This is a genomic window from Burkholderia sp. Bp8992, from assembly GCF_003853705.1.
Classification (GTDB): domain Bacteria; phylum Pseudomonadota; class Gammaproteobacteria; order Burkholderiales; family Burkholderiaceae; genus Burkholderia.
The window spans coordinates 28,959-46,114 of record NZ_QTQI01000002.1; the positions used below are offsets into that span (position 1 = coordinate 28,959).

At 67.6% G+C, this 17,156-nt stretch carries 12 protein-coding genes and 1 riboswitch; of the genes, 3 read left to right on the forward strand and 9 right to left on the reverse strand.

The genetic code is table 11. The features are described 5' to 3' along the window. Positions 1–13 precede the first annotated feature (13 nt). From otsA to DIE03_RS03050, 3 genes are all read right to left on the reverse strand, one after another. Complete coding sequence (gene otsA / locus DIE03_RS03040; RefSeq protein WP_124447357.1) at positions 14–1,420, reverse strand: alpha,alpha-trehalose-phosphate synthase (UDP-forming); 1,407 nt, start codon at positions 1,418–1,420, stop codon at positions 14–16. A gap of 487 nt (positions 1,421–1,907) precedes the next feature. Beyond that, entirely contained in the window at positions 1,908–3,521 is a 1,614-nt protein-coding gene (locus DIE03_RS03045) for a methyl-accepting chemotaxis protein (RefSeq protein WP_124447359.1), read from the reverse strand. Positions 3,522–3,988: 467 nt separating this feature from the next. Continuing rightward, positions 3,989–6,070, reverse strand: a complete 2,082-nt coding sequence (locus DIE03_RS03050) for a TonB-dependent receptor (protein ID WP_260434786.1) — start codon at positions 6,068–6,070, stop codon at positions 3,989–3,991. A 365-nt stretch (positions 6,071–6,435) separates the two neighbouring features. Beyond that, positions 6,436–6,592, forward strand: a riboswitch (FMN riboswitch). A 66-nt stretch (positions 6,593–6,658) separates the two neighbouring features. Between DIE03_RS03050 and DIE03_RS03055 the strand changes: the two genes are divergently transcribed. Further along, complete coding sequence (locus tag DIE03_RS03055; RefSeq protein WP_124447361.1) at positions 6,659–7,165, forward strand: 6,7-dimethyl-8-ribityllumazine synthase; 507 nt, start codon at positions 6,659–6,661, stop codon at positions 7,163–7,165. A gap of 68 nt (positions 7,166–7,233) precedes the next feature. On the opposite strand, the gene DIE03_RS03060 is transcribed toward DIE03_RS03055, so the two are convergent. From DIE03_RS03060 to DIE03_RS03075, 3 genes are all read right to left on the reverse strand, one after another. Continuing rightward, positions 7,234–8,679 (reverse strand): sialidase family protein, encoded by a 1,446-nt coding sequence (locus tag DIE03_RS03060; protein ID WP_124447363.1) that lies wholly within the window; start codon positions 8,677–8,679, stop codon positions 7,234–7,236. Positions 8,680–9,133: 454 nt separating this feature from the next. Next, positions 9,134–9,565: a MarR family winged helix-turn-helix transcriptional regulator gene (locus DIE03_RS03070; RefSeq protein ID WP_124447367.1), complete on the reverse strand. Its 432-nt coding sequence runs from the start codon at positions 9,563–9,565 to the stop codon at positions 9,134–9,136. After that, complete coding sequence (locus DIE03_RS03075; RefSeq protein WP_124447369.1) at positions 9,562–10,479, reverse strand: serine aminopeptidase domain-containing protein; 918 nt, start codon at positions 10,477–10,479, stop codon at positions 9,562–9,564. Before DIE03_RS03075 ends, DIE03_RS03070 begins: the two co-directional genes overlap by 4 nt. A 297-nt stretch (positions 10,480–10,776) precedes the next feature. On the opposite strand from DIE03_RS03075, the gene DIE03_RS03080 reads away from it, so the two are divergent. After that, entirely contained in the window at positions 10,777–11,745 is a 969-nt protein-coding gene (locus tag DIE03_RS03080) for an ABC transporter substrate-binding protein (RefSeq protein WP_124447371.1), read from the forward strand. Positions 11,746–11,806: 61 nt separating this feature from the next. After that, positions 11,807–12,901, forward strand: a complete 1,095-nt coding sequence (locus DIE03_RS03085; protein WP_124447373.1) for an LLM class flavin-dependent oxidoreductase — start codon at positions 11,807–11,809, stop codon at positions 12,899–12,901. Between the two features lie 70 nt (positions 12,902–12,971). On the opposite strand, the gene DIE03_RS03090 is transcribed toward DIE03_RS03085, so the two are convergent. The 3 genes from DIE03_RS03090 to DIE03_RS03100 are packed head-to-tail and all read right to left on the reverse strand — an operon-like array spanning position 12,972 to position 17,148. Then, entirely contained in the window at positions 12,972–13,904 is a 933-nt protein-coding gene (locus DIE03_RS03090; RefSeq protein ID WP_124447375.1) for an ABC transporter substrate-binding protein, read from the reverse strand. 34 nt (positions 13,905–13,938) lie between these two features. Continuing rightward, complete coding sequence (locus tag DIE03_RS03095) at positions 13,939–15,735, reverse strand: amino acid ABC transporter permease/ATP-binding protein (protein ID WP_124447377.1); 1,797 nt, start codon at positions 15,733–15,735, stop codon at positions 13,939–13,941. Between the two features lie 60 nt (positions 15,736–15,795). Beyond that, complete coding sequence (locus tag DIE03_RS03100; RefSeq protein ID WP_124447379.1) at positions 15,796–17,148, reverse strand: LLM class flavin-dependent oxidoreductase; 1,353 nt, start codon at positions 17,146–17,148, stop codon at positions 15,796–15,798. Positions 17,149–17,156 lie beyond the last annotated feature (8 nt).

A 17,156-nucleotide genomic window follows, 5' to 3' on the forward strand; every position in this document is an offset into this window, starting at 1 on the left:
GTGCGTCAGCGCGTCACGATTCGGCCGCGGCCGCGACTTCGGCCGCTTCGGCGAGTGCGTCGAGAAAGCGCGTGCGCCACCAGTGCACGTCGGTCTTGCGCACGATCGCCATCAGCGCCGAATGACGCTGGCGGCGCTCTTCGAGCGGCATCGTGAGCGCGCGCTGGATCGCCTGCGCGGTGCCTTGCGTGTCGTACGGATTGACGAGCAGCGCCGACTTCAGTTGCTCGGCCGCGCCCGCGAAACGCGACAGCACGAGTACGCCGGGATCGGCCGCGTCCTGCGCGGCGAGGAATTCCTTCGCGACGAGATTCATCCCGTCGCGCAGCGGCGTGACGAGCGCGACGCGGCTCGCGCGATACAGGCCCGGCAGGCGCTTGCGTGCAACGGTGCGGTGAATGTAGCGCATCGGCATCCATTCGAGTTCGCCGTAGTCGCCGTTGATCGCGCCGCACAGGCTGTCCATCTCGCGCCGCAGGTCGTCGTATGCGCCGAGATCCTCGCGGCTCGGCGCCGCGATCTGGATCAGCGTCGCGCGGTTGCGGTTCTCCGGATACTGTTCGAGCAGCTGGCGGAACGCATGCACGCGCTGCGGCAGGCCTTTCGTGTAATCGAGCCGGTCGACGCCGACGAGCAGTTGACGGCGCGAATATTCATCGCGCATCCGTTCGAACATGTCGAGGCCGTCGCGATCGCGTGCGAGCGACTCGAATTCGTCGACGTTGATGCCGATCGGGAACGCACCGGCCGACAGCGTGCGGCCGAACGCTTGCAGGCGGCCGTCCGGCAGCCGCGCGGCGCCGGCTTCCGCTTCGACGTAATGCTCGAAGTGAAGCAGGTCCGATTCGGTCTGGAAGCCGACGAGGTCGTACGCGAACAGCGAGCGCATCAGCCATTCGTGCTCCGGGATCGCGGCCATGATCGGCGGCGGCGGCATCGGGATGTGCAGGAAGAAGCCGATCGGATTCGTGCAGCCCATCGCGCGCAATTCGGCCGCGAGCGGAATCAGCTGGTAGTCGTGAACCCAGATGGTGTCGTCGGGCCGCAGCAGCGTGCGCAACTTGCGCGCGAACAACTGGTTCACGCGCCGGTAGCCGTCGGCGAAGCGCCGGTCGAACTGCGCGAGATCGAGCCGGTAGTGAAACACCGGCCACAGCACGTTGTTCGAATAGCCGAGGTAGTACGCGTCGTAATCCTGCGGATCGAGATCGATCGTCGCGAGCTGGATGCCGCCGACGTTCTGGACCTGCACGTCGTCGCCATGCGCGGGCTGATCGTCGCCGCCGCGTAGCCTGCCGCTCCAGCCGAACCATACGCCGCCGGTTTCCTGCAGGCTGTCCTTCACGGCGACCGCGAGGCCGCCGGCCGCGGCTTTACGGGGATCTGCGATGCGATTGGATACGACGACGAGTCGGCTCACCAGCTCTCCTGACGATTGTTGGGGGAAGATTTGTGCGGCCAAGGCGCGAGAAGCAGACGCCGCCATCGGCGCGTAGTGCGCGATGCGATGGGGCCGCAATGCGAACGGACGGGAGTCAGGGCACGCGATTCGCCGTCCGAACGGGGAGTGCTTTTTTAAGCATACTCGTCATTCGCTCGTTTTAAAAGTCTGTATCGGCGAGCGGGGCGGGCGCGAATGCAGCGCGATTTCCATGACGGCGGTATGGCAACACACGATACCCGGGCGGGATCGAAATTTGCGCGATGCGGCAAACGCAGTGTGCGCAACGGCGTGCGGAGGACCTGCACGGTCGCGTGTCGTGGATCGGCAATGCGCGACGCCGTGCATGAATACGGCCGCACCGGACGACGATGCGCTGCTGCATCGCACGGTGTGCGCATGCGGCACGCAGACGGGCAGGCGGAACAGCGTGCGCTTCCCCGTCTTGCGGCCGTATCGGTATCGGTTACACGACGGCCGGCTGCCAGTGATGCGTGCCGGCCTCATGCGCACCCGGCGACGTCGCGTGCGTGCCGGACGGCATCCGGAATGCAGCGACCGTTTCGGACAGCTCGCGGCCTTGCGCCTCGAGCGACTTCGATGCGGCCGCGGCCTGCTCGACGAGCGCGGCGTTCTGCTGCGTCGTCTCGTCCATCTGCGTGATCGTCAGGTTCACCTGGTCGATCCCGCGGCTCTGTTCGGCCGATGCAGCCGCGATCTCGCCCATGATGTCCGTCACGCGCGCGACGGCCTGCGTGACGTCGGCCATCGTCTTGCCGGCTTCGCCCGCGAGCGCCGAGCCGTCCTGGATCGTCTGCACCGACGCGGAGATCAGCTCCTTGATTTCCTTCGCTGCCGTCGACGAGCGCTGCGCGAGACTGCGCACCTCGCTCGCGACGACCGCGAAGCCGCGGCCCTGTTCGCCCGCGCGTGCGGCCTCGACGGCCGCGTTCAGCGCAAGGATGTTGGTCTGGAATGCGATGCCTTCGATGATGCCCGTGATGTCGGCGATCTTCGACGAGCTCTGGCCGATTTCCGTCATCGTGTCGACCACGCGGCCGACCACCGAGCTGCCGCGCTGCGCGACGTCCGACGCGTTCGCGGCGAGCGTGCTCGCCTGCTGCGCGTTCTCCGCGTTCAGCCGCACCGTCGACGTGAATTCCTCCATCGTCGCGGCGGTTTCCTGCAGCGACGTGGCCTGTTCCTCGGTGCGCTGGCTCAGGTCGAGGTTGCCCGACGCGATCTCGCTCACCGCGTGCGCGATGCTGTTCGACGAATCGCGCACGCGCCCGACGATGCCGATCAACCGCTCGTTCATTGTCCGCAGTGCGTCGAGCAGGTCGCGCGTTTCGTCGTTGCCGCTCACGTCGATGCGGCTGCCGAGATCGCCGTCCGCCACCGTGCGTGCGACGTCCACGGCCGAGCCGATCGGCACCGTGATCTTGCGCGTCAGCCACAGGCCGCCGGCGGCGGCGACAACGACCGCGATCAGGCAGATGCTGGCCAGCAGGTTGCGCTCCATCGCGTAGCGGTCTGCGAATTGCTGCGCGATCGCGAGTTCGCGTTCATGCGTATAGGCGGCATACGCGTCGGTCGCACGCACCAGCTGGGCGAGCAGCGGGCGGCAATTGTCGTCGATGTCGGCGATCGCTTCGTCCTTCTTGCCGGCCTGTGCGAGCCCGACGATGCGCAGCGCGACGGGCCCGTAGCTGCCTTCGATGCGCACGATGTCGCCCACCAGCTCGCGTGCGCGATCGGACGTATCGGTCGCGTTCGCCATCATGTCCTTCAGCTTCGCGAGATGCTCCTGCACGTCCTTGTGCGCCTGGTTCACGTCGGCGAGTTCGGCCTCGACGTCGGCCGGCTTGGTCGCGAGTACGAGGTTGCGCGCGGCGATCGCGCGTCGGTCGACGGCGGTGCGGATTTGCGCGGACAGGTTCGCCCGCGCGTTGATGCCGTTCATGTAGCGTGAAAACTCGGCATTCGTATCGGACAGTGCCTTGAGGGCCACGCCCGACACGATCACGACGACCGCGGCGAGCAGGCCGAAGCCGCCAAGGAGTTTTGTCTTGATGCTCATTCTGGCGATTTTCACGATGTGCCTCTGTGCGTGTGGTTGGCAAATGGATTTTATTGTTCGACCAGATACGGGCTCGTGCCCGCATTAACGGGTATGCGAGATGTTTCTTTACCCTTCGAAAACCCTGATATTAGTTTTTCTAGCGTTGAGAGCGTTATCCGGCGGGCGTTCTTGATAAAGATCAAAAAATCGCCTGTCGCCCGTGATTCAAGGGTTTATATGTGGAATTTGAAACCGGTTTTATTGATAAAAACAAAAACCATCTTTTTTATAATAATTGTCTGATGATTTCGTTTCGATTTATGGATGAATACTGGAATTTCGTTTTCGGTGAATCACGGGAGGTGCCGATACGAATGTCCGGCGTACGCCGCTTGACTGGCGCGATGGGCAGATAAACGGAAACGGGCACGCCATGTCGGCGCGCCCGGACCGGCCCGCGGCGGGCGCCGCGAGCCGTACAAGGGTCAGAACGTAGTGCGCAACCCGGCCATCACGCTGCGGCCGCCTTCGGGCGCGAAGCCGCGCACGACCGACGTCGAATAGCGGATCTCCTGGTTCGTCAGGTTGTCGCCGCGCAGGTAGGCGAGCCAGTGCGTCGGGCCGACACGGAACTTGTAGGTCAGCACCACGCCGAGCGACGTGTAGCCGTCGGTCGAGAAGTCGTTGTCGGGCACGCGATGCTGCGACCACGCGTGCGTGACCTGTGCGCGTGCGCCGAACGGCCCGTAGCCATAGTCGGCCGCGAGCGTCGCGCGCAGCGGCGCGATGCGCGGCAGCGGCTGGCCCGTGTCGACGTTGCGCGCATGCGTGTAGTCGGCCGTCAGTTCGAGGTCGACCGTGTGGCCCTGGCGCGAGAACGCGCGCCATTTGCCGTCCAGCTCGACGCCGTAGAACTCGGCGCGCACGCCGCGATAGATCGCCTCGTTCAGCGAGCCGTCGGTGCCGGGCGCGACAGGTTCGCCGTCGCCGTCCACGATGCGGCCCGTGTTGTACTCGGTCAGGTAGTTCGAGAAGCGGTTGTAGAACACGCCGACGCTGCCGCGATTCGGGCCGCTCGCATAGCGCAGCGACAGGTCGGTCGACACGGCTTTCTCCTTCGATGCGTTCGGGTTGCCGATCAGGAACTGGCCGGTCGCATCGTGCGGGCCGTTCGAATACAGCTCGTAGAAGGTCGGCGCGCGTTCGGTGTATGCGACGTTCGCCGCGACCGACCATACCGGTGTCAGCGAAAACAGCGCGCCGGCCGACAGGCTGCCCGCGTTGAAGTCGCGCGGCTGCGCGCCCGCGAATTTCTCGACGCCGGCCGGATCGGGGTCGACCTTCACGTGCTCGAAGCGGCCGCCGAGGCTCAGCTTCAGCGCGGGGACGACCTGCCATTCCTCGAGGCCGAACAGCGCGACGCTGTTCGTGCGCGTGGACGGCACGAGCAATTCGTCGCCGAGCGCGGAGAACGTGTTCTGGCCGAACTGCACGCCGATCGCGCCTTCGAACGGGCCGATCTTGCGATGCCGCGCCTCGATGCGCGCTTCGTAGCCGCGATTGCGGAAGGTGGTCGCCGTCTCGCCGTTGTTGACTTCCTTGTGGCGATAGTCGGTGTACGCGAAATCGAATTTCAGCTTCGTGAACGGCCCGCTCAGGTTGCGCACCTCGGACGCGAACGCAAGGCGTTCCTGCCGCATCCGCAGCCGCACGTCGCTTTCCGCGACCGAGCCGTAGTTCGATTCATAGCCGCTGTACGACAGGCCCGCGAAGCCGTCGGCCCACGTGTACGACGCGCCGACCGCGCCGCCGTGCACGCGGCCGTCGCTGTTCGGCACGTTGCCTTCCGGCTGCGGCGTGTCGGGGCCGTCGACCGCACGTTGCTGGCTGCTGCGCGCGTAGCCGGGAATCCGCAGCTTGCTCGTTTCGCGGTCGAACGCGTCGACGTGGAACGCGAAGCGGCCGTTGCCGCCTTCGACCTGCGCGGCACCGGCGCGCACGGAATTCGCGCCGCCGTAGCGCGCGTCGAGCGCGCCCGTCACGCCTTCGATCGCTTCGCGCGGAATCCGGTTGTCGATCGTGTTGACCACGCCGCCCACTGCGTTGCCGCCGTACAGCAGCGCGGCCGGGCCGCGCACGATCTCGACGCGCTCGATCGACAGCGGATCCTGCGGCACCGCATGGTCATACGACAGCGACGACGCGTCGTAGGCCGCGACGCCGTTCTGCAGCAGCCGGATCCGGTCGCCATCCATCCCGCGGATGATCGGGCGGCCGACCATCGGCCCGTAGGTCGTGGTCGACACGCCGGGCAGCCCGTTGAGCGTTTCGCCGAGCGAATCGGCCTGGCGGCGCGTCAGCGCATCGCCGGAGAGCTGCACGGTCGGCGCGATCAGTTCGGTGTCGCCGAGCGGGTTCGCGGTCACGAAGATCGGTGCGAGCGAGGTGGCGGCCGGCGCCGGGTTCGACGACGCGGGTGGTTCGGTCTGCGCATGGGCGACGGCGGCGAGCAGCATCAGCGAAAGGGGCGAGAGCGGGCGAAGCGGTAAACGAGGGAGGTCGCGCATGGTCGGTGAATCGGTTGGAATCGGGATCGGATAACGAGCGATGCGGATCACGGCTGGATACGATATATTGTTGCGTCGCTGACGCGCAGTGACCCGCTGGAACATCGCTCGGCGAGACTCGGCCACCCACGGTGGAACGGCGTCAGGCGAACGAGCACCCGAAATGATATGTTATATCATTTCAAATTCCAAGCCGGCAGGCAGGTTCCCGTGGGGTTTCTGTCAGATCGGTGAAAAGGGCGGCTGGAGCGGAGGGGGATTGCGGGAAATGACCGGGGGCGCGTCGGGCGCATGACGCGAGCGGCGACGTCGAAGAGCCGACACGACGAGACTGTGATAGATTTCCGGCGCGGCCGATGTGCCGCGAACGTTCTCAGGGCGGGGTGAAATTCCCCACCGGCGGTAATCGCGCGATTGCGCGTAGCCCGCGAGCGCTTGCCGGCACGCATGTGCATGGCAAGGTCAGCAGACCCGGTTCGATTCCGGGGCCGACGGTCAAAGTCCGGATGAGAGAGAGCGGGGTTCGTTGCGTACGCAAGGTACGCGGCTTGTCCCTGTGCGCCCATTCAACTCACACAGGACCTATCGATGACCCAACTTGCTTCCCCCTCCCAAACTGCCGCGCCGCGTATCGCCTTTGTCCAGTCGTGCTGGCACAAGGAGATCGTCGACCAGTGCCGAAACGCGTTCGTCGACGGGCTCGCCAACGCGAACCTGAGCCGGGCGGATTGCGATTTCTTCGAAGTGGCAGGCGCCTTCGAGATCCCGCTGCATGCCAAGCTGCTCGCGAACACCGGCAAGTACGCGGCCATCGCGTGCGCCGGCCTGGTGGTCGACGGCGGCATCTATCGCCATGACTTCGTCGCGCAGGCGGTGATTTCCGGTCTCATGCAGGTGCAGCTCGAAACCGGCGTGGTGGTGCTGTCGGCGGTGCTGACGCCGCATCATTTCCACGGCGCCGAGCATGTCGCCTACTTCCACGAGCACTTCCTCGTGAAGGGCGCGGAACTCGCGCATGCATGCGTCGATACGATCGGCAAGGTCGCCGCGCTGAAGGCGGAATCCGTGGCCGCCGCGATTCCGCAGGCTGCCTGACGCATTGCGGTGCGAATGCCGCCGCGCGACGCAGGGTGTCGCGCGGCGGCATGGCTACGGGCGTCGCGTCACGGTGCGAAGAACACGTCCGTGCGGTTCGTCAGGTTGCCCGCGCTGGTCTGCACGAAGAACGGGTGGAACGACGATGACGGGAGCACGTCGAGCCCCTGGTAGTCGCCGATGAAGAACCCTTCGGCGTTGGGCGCGAGCTTCATGTCGAACGGGCCGCCGACGCGCCGCTCGTCGGCGAACGTCGTGCCGCCGTCGAGCGAGATCTTGCGCCAGAAGCCGGTCGGCAGCGTCGTCGTGTTGCCGGCCAGCAGGTCACGGAAGTCGTAGTAGGTGACCATCACGGCGCCCGAGTTGTCGACGCGCACCGACGGATTGAACGCGGGGCGCCCGGTCGGCGTGTTCAATTGCAGCGGCGTGCTCCATGTCGCGCCGCCGTCCCTCGAGGTCGATACCGCAATCTCGTCGTACTTGCCGCCGTTGAAGCGGCTGTCCTGCCACACCACGTAGAGCTGCCCCGATGCGGGATCGATCGCGGGTTCCGGAATGATGTCGCCGGTGCGTACCGGTTCGCCGGTGTTCGGATCGGTGACGCCGACCGTCTGCAGCCCCGCGATCACCTGCGGTTTCGTCCACGTCGCGCCGTCGTCGGTCGACTTGATGAACGCGAGCTTGCCGGCCGCCTTGCTGAACGGCGGCTGGATCAGGTCGAAGAAATCGTAGAGCGTGCCGGTCTTCGGATCGACGACGATCTGGTTGCCGATCGTCTGCTGGCGCGACGGCACGTCGACGATAACCTTCGCAGCGCTCCACGTCTTGCCGCCGTCGGTCGTCTTCGAGAACAGCGTCGGCCCGCGGTACGCCTTCGTGTGCAGGTTCGCGTACGGGTTGCCGTTCGGCAGTTCGAGACGATCCCATACCGCATAGGCAGTACCGGCCTTCACGGGGTTCGCCGTCACCGATTCCTTGTCGTTGAAGAACTGCGTCGTCGGTTCGTCGTTCGCGATCAGCACGGCCGGGCTGCTCCACGTCTGTCCGCCGTCGGTCGAGACCGACGCGGCCACCGCGTTGCCGTTGTTCGACTGGTTGAACGAGATTGACACCGAATACGCGGTGCCGTCCGGCCCGAACGACACCCACGGATCGGACGCGCGCTCGTATTTCAGCCCGCCCGGCGCGCATGCGCTGAACGGCTGCGGCGTGCGCGCCCAGGTCGCGCCGCCGTCGAACGTGTAGCCGGCGACGAGCCCGTGCGCGCCGCCGTTCGACCAGCGGTCCTGCTGCCACACGCCGATCATGTTCGTCGGGTTCGCCGGGTTGACCGCGAGCCACGGTTCCACTTCGGCATTCACGTAGTTGGTGCCGGGGCCGCCGATGGTGCACGCGGCGAACGGGCTCGGGCCGGACACGACGACAGGCTCGGCGTGCGCCGCGGCAGCGGCGGCCATCGCCATCGCGGCGGACAAACGGGTGACAAGCGAAGGGGACACGATCGTGCGTCGCATGGACTGCTCCTCGTTGACGTGCGGCTGCGAAGGCACGGCACGAGGCGGCCACGCGAGCCGGGGCGCGACGAATCGTGCCGCGCGCGTTGCTGCGTGTCGTTCAGGATGCCGTTTCAGCGATCGCAATCCGCGTGCGCTGGAACCCGCCAGCACGTCGGTTAAGACTCCTCTTCATTCTCATTGCTTGTCGGGTGTGTCTGCGATGTCGACCCGACGGGAAGGCCAGTCCGGGCATGCGACGAATGTGTCGAAGTGGATTGCAATGTAGGTGATTCGAATGCCGCGCGACAGGCAGTTTTTTGTAACAGTCGGTAGCCGGAAAGCGTTGCCGGCGGCGTGTGTCGGCAACGCAAATTTTGCCGTCGCGACGACATGAAAATCGAATCGAAAACACGAATCGCAATCGCTTTCGATTGATGCCGGCGCGAGTTGGTTGCGGCGGCCAACGTGCCGTTCAGCGTTCCGCCGGGAACCGGTCCTGCAACGCGTGCAGCCAGCGCGCGACGACATCGAGTTCGTCGTCGGAAAACCCGTCGCACAGCTTGCCGTTCAGTTCGCGCAGCAGCACACGCGCGCGCTTGAGCGCCGCGTGGCCTTCGTCGGTGAGGTACAGCCGCGTTGCGCGGCCGTCGTCGGAATCGGCGTGACGCGTGATGAGGCCGGCTTTCGCCATCCGGTCGGCGAGGCCTGTCATCGCGGACGGCGCGAGCTGCAGCGCGGCGCCGACTTCGCCGATCAGCGCGCCATCCTGCTTCGCGAGACAGAACAGCGCGCCGGCCTGCGCGGCGCTCGCGCGCGTCTCGGTTTCGGCCTTGCGGTCGATCCAGCGCTGCACGCGCCGCTGGCCGATGTTCAACATGAAAAACAGTCGTCGGTCTTCGCTCAAGCTGGGTTCCCGGCTGCAATGGAAAGGGAGGGGCGGCCCGCGGTGCGTGGCGTGTCGAGTGCCTGCGCGAGCCAGTCGGCGACATCGGGCCACAGCACGGTGCCGGGCCGGCTGCGAAAGAAGCCCATGTGCCCGACCGGGCCGCTGCCCGCCGCGCGTGGATCGATCTGGCGGCGTTCGACCTTCGCGCGGGTCAGATAGCTTACCAGCAGGCCGATCGCAGCCGGGTTCGCCCACGGATCGTCGTCGAAGCCGAGTACGAGGATCGGCAGCCGTTGCTTCGAGAAGCGCTCGGCTGCACCGAGCGTCGGATCGTCGAAGAAATAGTGCGGCAGCGTCGTCCAGCGGCTCCATTCGCGGAACACGCCGGCCGGCAGATCCTCGCCGAGCCCGAGCCGCTTGCCGGGGACATAACCCAGCAGCGCCGACATCAGCGGACCGAGCACGCGCAGGATCAGCCGCACCTTCAGGCGTTCGGCCGCCTGCGCGATCAGCCGCGTACTGCCTGCATGTGCGGCGACGAGCACGGCCGCGCGCAGGTGCGTGGTGGCGCCCGACATCCCGATTGCATGCCCGCCGACACTGTGGCCGACCGCCAGCAGCGGCAGCCCTTCATGCGCCTGGCGCGCCCATGCGGTCGCGGCGCCCACGTCGAGCTCCATCCAGTCGCGCATGCGGGCCTTCAGCGCCCCCAGGCGGGCGGGCCGCGATGCGCCGATGCCGCGGTAGTTGTAGGTCAGCGCCGCGAAGCCGCGTTCGGTCAGGAAGCGCGCGAAGCCCGCATACAGCCGTTCGGGCACGGCCGTCGCGGGATGGATCAGCACCAGTGCGCGTGGCGCGGCGTCCGGCGACCACAGCGTGCCGTGCAGCGCGTAACCGTCGGCGGCGGAAAACTCGATGGGTTCGGCGGTCATGGACATCCTCGTTCCGGGTAGTTGTTTCGCATGCGAAATATAGTCCGGGATTTATTTCGTGCGCGAAATATCTGTCGAGGATTCCTTCGAACGGCAGGCGGCCGAGACTGGTCCGCGCACAGCGCGTCCGAGTTCACTTCATAAAATATTTGCATCTTTGCAAAGCAGAATATTGCGTTTGTCTCATGAAGCCGATCGACGTATCTTCACCGGTTCAATCCGTTCCGCCGGCCGTCGCGCATGGCGGAGCACGCGGCGGCGCCATCGCGCTGCCGCCCGCCAACCTTCCGGGAGATCATGTTGTCGAGCCGAATCGTCACGGCGCTCTTGCTGGCGCTTGCCGCGCAGCCGGGCATTGCCAAGGACACCGTCACGCTGCGCGTCGGTGAGCAGAACTACTTCAACATCCAGGCCTCGATGGAGGCGTCCGGCGTATTGAAGGACCTGCCTTACACGATCGAGTGGAAGCACTTCCAGGCCGCCGCACCGGTTGCCGAAAGCCTGAACGGCAACGCGATCGACGTCGGTTTCCTCGGCGATTCCGCATTGCTGACGCTGGCTGCGCGCGGCGCGCCGGTGAAGGTCGTCGCGGTATCGCGGCAAAGCCTCGACGGCGTCGCGATCCTCGTGCCGAAGAATTCGCCGGTGCGCACCGTGGCCGACTTGCAGGGCAAGACCATCGCGGTATGGCGCGGCGCGTGGAGCCAGCAACTCGTGCTGCGCGCGCTCGAACACGCAGGCCTGCGCGCCGATTCGGTCAAGTACGCGTACCTGATGCCGATCGATGCGACCAACGCGTTCGCGAACGGCTCGGTCGACGCCGTGTCGTTGTGGGAGCCGTTCGTCAGCACGCTTGCGCTGCGGCAGGGCGCACGGCCCGTGACGACCGCACAGGGGCTGATGCCCGCGCTGAGTTTCGTTGCCGCGAACGAGCAGGCCGCGTCGGACAAGCGCGCCGAGATCACCGACTTCCTGCGGCGCGTGGTGGCCGCGCGCCAGTGGGTCGACAATCACCCGCGCGAGTATGCGGACCTGTGGGCGAAACGCGCGAAGCTCGAGCCCGACGTCGCGTATCGCTGGCTCAACAACGCGAAGCAGCGCGTCGGCCCGGTCGACGATACGGCCGCGAAGGACGCGCAGAACACCGCCGACTTCCTGCACAAGGCCGGCGTGATTCCAAACGCGTACGACACGGCGAAGCTGCTCGACCGCTCGTATGCGGGCGCGTTCGCCGTGCCGGCGCAGAAGACGGCAGCGGCGCAGTGACCGCGCGGCCATTCCGACGATTTCCCCGACTTCCGATCGACGTACCCGAGGACATTCCGACATGCCAGTCGACATCATCGGCATGATCACCGCGACGCCCGGCGCGGAGGTCGACGTACCGGGCGGCGCGGCCGTCCAGCCCGACTACGTGCGCCGCTTCGCGCAGGCGCACGAGGCCGCCGGCTTCGACCAGGTCCTGGTCGGCCATTTCAGCAACGCGGCGGACGGCTTCATCGTCGCGTCGTTCGCGGCTGCCGCGACCGAGCGCATCCGCATCCTGCTCGCGCACCGGCCGGGCGTGATCGTGCCGTCGGCCGCCGCACGGCAGATCGCGACGCTCGACGTGTTCAGCGGCGGCCGGCTCGCGCTGAACGTCGTGTCGGGCGGCGACGATACGGACCTGCAGCGCGACGGCGATTTCGTGCCGCACGATGCGCGCTACCGCCGCACCGGCGAATATCTCGACGTGCTGAAGCGGATCTGGCTGGCCGATGCGCCGGTCGATCACGACGGCGCGTTCTACCGGCTGCGCGGGGCGTCGGCGCTCGTGAAAAGCGCGCAGCAGCCGCACGTGCCGATCTATTTCGGCGGATCGTCGCCGGCCGCGCTGGCCGTCGCGGGCGAGCATGCGGACGTCTACATGACATGGGGTGAGCCGCTCGACGCGGTGCGCGAGCAGATTGCACGCGTGCGGGCCGCCGCCGCGCCGTTCGGCCGCGTGCCGCGGATCAGCGTGTCGTTCCGGCCGATCGTCGCCGATACGGAAGCCGCCGCATGGGAAAAGGCCGAGGCGATCCGCGAGCGCGTGCGCGCGGCGCGCGTCGCGAACGGGCAGCCGATCGCCGGGCACGCGCCGCAGAATGCGGGCTCGCAACGGCTGATGGCGGCCGCCGCGCAGGGCGACGTGCTCGACGAGCGGTTGTGGATGGGGGTCGCGAACCTGACCGGCGCGCGCTGGAATTCGACCGCGCTGGTCGGCACGCCGGAACAGGTCGCACGGGCGCTGGGCGCGTATTACCGGCTCGGCGTGTCGACGTTCCTGATTCGCGGCTTCGATCCGCTCGACGATGCGCTGGCCTACGGGCGCGACCTGATTCCGGCGATTCATGCGCAGGTTGCGGCACTCGACCGGCATCAGGCGGCGGTGCCGGCGTAGACGAACGAGCCGCACGCCGAATCGCCCCGGCATGTCCCTCGCGGCATGCCGGGGCGCTTGCCTTCATTCGTCAGAACGACGGCAGCCCCGGCGGATTGGTCTCCGCGCGTGCAATCGCTTCGCTCTGCAAACCCCAGCGCGCCAGCGCCTGCCCGTAGCGGCCGCTGCCGATCAGCGCATTCGTCGCGAGCGTCAGCGCCGGTGCCAGCCCGCTGCCGCGACGCGTCGCGATCGCGACGTCTGCATTGGCCGGCCAGCCCGCATTGACGACGCCGACGCGTCGGATCTTGCCGGTGCGCGCGGCCTCGTATGCGAGCGACGCGTTCGGGTTCAGCTCCGCATCGGCGCGGCCCGACAGCAGCGCGACGCGTGCCGTCGCGTCGTCGTCGAAATAGAGCAGCTCGGCCGGCTTCAGCCCCTGCGCGACGTTGCGCTTGCTCCATTCGAGCAGGATGCGCTCCTGGCTCGTGCCGGCGCCCGTGATGATCCGCAGGCCGGCGATGTCCTTCGGCTCGGCGATGCTCGCGATCGGGCTGGCGGTGCGCACATAGAAGCCATGCAGCCCGAGCCGGTAGGTCGTGAAGTCGTACTTCTCCTTGCGCTTTTCGGTGACGCCGACGTTCGAGATCACCGCGTCGTACTTGCCGGACGTCAGCCCGAGCGGCCAGTCGGCCCACGCGATCGGCACCAGCACGAGCGTGCGGCCGAGCGCGTCGGCGACGAGCTGCGCATAGTCGGGATCGGCGCCGACCACCGTGCGTGCGTCGGTCGCGTAAGTCGACACGGGCGGCGCATGCGGCGAAATCGCGACCGTGAACGCGCCGTCGCGCACCCAGCGGTAGGCGGCTGCGGCACGGATCGCCGCGTCGTCGCGTGCCGCGCGCAGGCGGCCGGCCTGGCGCGGGTCGAGATCGGCGGTTGCCGCCGCGGCGTGTGCGGCCTGCCACGGCAGGACGGCTGCCGCAGCCAGCGCGGCCGAGATGAACTGGCGACGGTCGGTCATCGTGCGGTCCCTCGCAGGTCGGAAGCGGCGCGCATCACAGCACCCGCGACAGGAAGGCGCGCGTGCGCGGATGCGACGGCGCGTCGAGCACGACGGCCGGCGGCCCGGCCTCGACGATGCGCCCTTGCTCCATGAACAGCACGGTGTCCGCGACTTCGCGCGCGAAGCCGATCTCGTGCGTGACGATCACGAGCGTCGTGCCCGAGCGCGCGAGTTCCTTGATCACGTCGAGCACTTCGTTGACGAGTTCGGGATCGAGCGCGGACGTCGGTTCGTCGAACAGCAGCACCTTCGGCCGCAGCGCGAGCGCCCGTGCGATCGCGACGCGCTGCTGCTGGCCGCCCGACAGCTGGCGCGGGTACGCATCGGCCTTGTCCGCGAGGCCGACACGCGCGAGCAGCGTGCGCGCGGTGCGCTCGGCCGCGTCGCGCGTCACGCCGCCGACGGCGACCGGCGCTTCGATCAGGTTCTCGAGCACCGTCAGGTGCGGGAACAGGTTGAAGTTCTGGAACACCATGCCGACGGCCGTGCGCCGCTTCAGCACGTCACGCTCCTTCAGCTCGTGGAGCACGTCGCCGTCGCGGCGATAGCCGATCAGTTCGCCGTCGATGTCGATGTAGCCGTCGTCGACGCGTTCGAGATGGTTGATCGTGCGCAGCAGCGTCGACTTGCCGGAGCCGGACGGCCCGACGATCACGGTCACGCTGCCGCGCGGCGCGACGAACGACACGTTGTCGAGCACGCGCTGCATGCCGAACTGCTTCGACACGCCGTGCACGGCCACTTCGCCGCCGGTGCGCGGCGCGGCGGAGGTAGCGGCATCGGCGAGGGCATCGCTGTCGGCTCGCGCGATCGACGCCGCGCGGCGCGACGCGGCACGCCGCCACAGCGCGCCGATGCGCACGAGCGCGAACGTGAGCACGGACGGCGGCGGGTTGCGCAGCGCGCCGCGTGCATAGTGCCGCTCGACCTGGACCTGGATCGCCGACAGCACGGTCAGGATGATCAGGTACCAGACCGTCGCGACCATCAGCAGCGGAATCACTTCGAGGTTGCGCCGATAGATCACCTGCACCGTGTAGAACAGCTCGGGCATCGCGAGCACGTACACCATCGACGTGCCTTTCGCGAGCGTGATCAGGTCGTTGAACGCGGTCGGCAGGATCGCGCGCATCGCCTGCGGCAGCACGATCCGCGTGGTCTGGCGGCCGCGCGGCAGCCCGAGCGCGGCGGCGGCTTCGAGCTGCCCCTGGTCGACCGCGAGAATGCCGCCGCGGATCACTTCCGCGGAAAACGCCGCGTGGTTCAGCGTGAGGCCGAGCACGGCCGCGAGGAACGGGCTGATCAGGTCGGTGGTCGGCGCCTCGAACCACACGATGTCGGTGAACGGCACGCCGAGCCGCACGTGTTCGTACAGGTAGCCGAGGTTGTTCAGGATCAGCAGCAGCACGATCAGCGGAATCGAGCGGAACAGCCACACGAAGGTCCATGCGCTCGCGGACAGCAGGCGCGAGCGCGACAGCCGGGCCAGCGCGACGAACGCGCCGAGCGCGAAGCCGAACACCGCGCCGAGCAGCGTCAGCACCAGCGTGCGCGCGAGCCCCGACAGCACCGGCGGCGACAGGAACCATTCGGCGAATACCGGCCAGCCCCATTGCGGGTTGCCGAGGATCGAATGCAGCGTGATCGCGATCAGCACGAGCGCGAGCACGGTGCCGGCCGTGCGCGACCGGTGGCGCGCGGGCACGATCCGCAAGCGCGTGCCGGCGTCGCGCGCGACGGGGGAAGAGAGCGGCGGCAGCGCGCCGCCGAGATGGGTCGTGTCGCTCATGGCGTTGGAAATCCTCGAATCGGTCGGGCGGGCGCGCCGCGCAAGGGCGGCGCGGTGATGTCAGGCATGTGCTTCGGCCGCCGTTTCGTGCGCGGCGCCGGGCGCCGCGTGGCGGCTCGCCTTGCGCGGCAGGCCGAGGTGGTCGCGCAGCGTCGCGCCGGGCAGGTCGCGGCTGTAGCGGCCGCGCGCCTCGAGCACCGGAATCACGAGTTCGACGAAATCGTCGACGCCTTGCGCCTGCACCGGGAAGCCGAGGATGAAGCCGTCGCCGGCGCCCGCGTCGTGCCAGCGGATCAGCTCGTCGGCGACGTGCTCGGCCGTGCCGATGAAGTTAGGGCGCGGCGTGGCGACCGCGAGCACCGTTTCGCGCAGCGACAGGCCTTTGCGTTTCGCGTCGGCCTTGATCCGGTCGGTGGTCGAGCGGAAGCTGTTGCGGCCGAGCTCGCCGAGCTCCGGGAACGGCGCGTCGAGCGCGTACTGGGTGAAATCGTGATGATCGAAATAGCGGCCGAGGTACGCGAGCGCCTCGTCGATCGTCAGCAGGTCGCGGATCGCCTGGTATTTGTCTTCCGCCTCGGCGGCCGTGCGGCCGACGATCGGCCCGACGCCGGGGAAGATCTTCACGTCGCCGGCTTGCCGGCCGTGCTCGATCGCGCTCTGCTTCACGCGCTGCGTGAATGCGGCCGTTTCCTCGATCGACGGCGAATGCGTGAACACGGCATCCGCATACTTGCCCGCGAGCCCGATCCCGGTGTCGGACGAGCCGGCCTGGAAGATCACCGGCTGGCCCTGCGGCGAGCGCTGGATGTTCAGCGGCCCCGCGACCTGGAAGAAACGGCCGCGGTGATCGAGCGTGTGAAGCTTGTCGCGATCGAAGAAGCGGCCGGTCGCGCGGTCGCGCACGAAGGCGTCGTCGTCCCAGCTGTCCCACAGGCCCTGGACGACCTCGAGGTATTCGTCGGCGATCTCGTAGCGCAGTTCGTGATCGGGGTGCGCCTTGCCGAAATTCTTCGCGGTGCCTTCGAGCGGTGTCGTCACGACGTTCCAGCCCGCGCGGCCGCCGCTGATCGCGTCGAGCGACGCGAGCTGGCGCGCGACCGTGAACGGCTCGCTGTACGACGTCGAGATCGTACCGGCGAGCCCGATCTTCTTCGTCGCGACCGCGAGCGCCGACAGCACGGTCAGCGGCTCGAAGCGGTTCAGGAAGTGAGGGATCGACTTCTCGTTGATGTAGAGGCCGTCCGCGACGAACGCGAACGCGATGCCGGCGGCTTCCGCCTTGCGCGCGACGCCGATCATGAAGTCGAGGTTGATGCTCGCGTCGGGCGGGTTGCTCGGATGCCGCCATGCGTTCATGTGGCTGCCTGCGCCTTGCAGCATCAGGCCGAAAGGGATCGATCGTCGGGTCGTCATGATGGGAA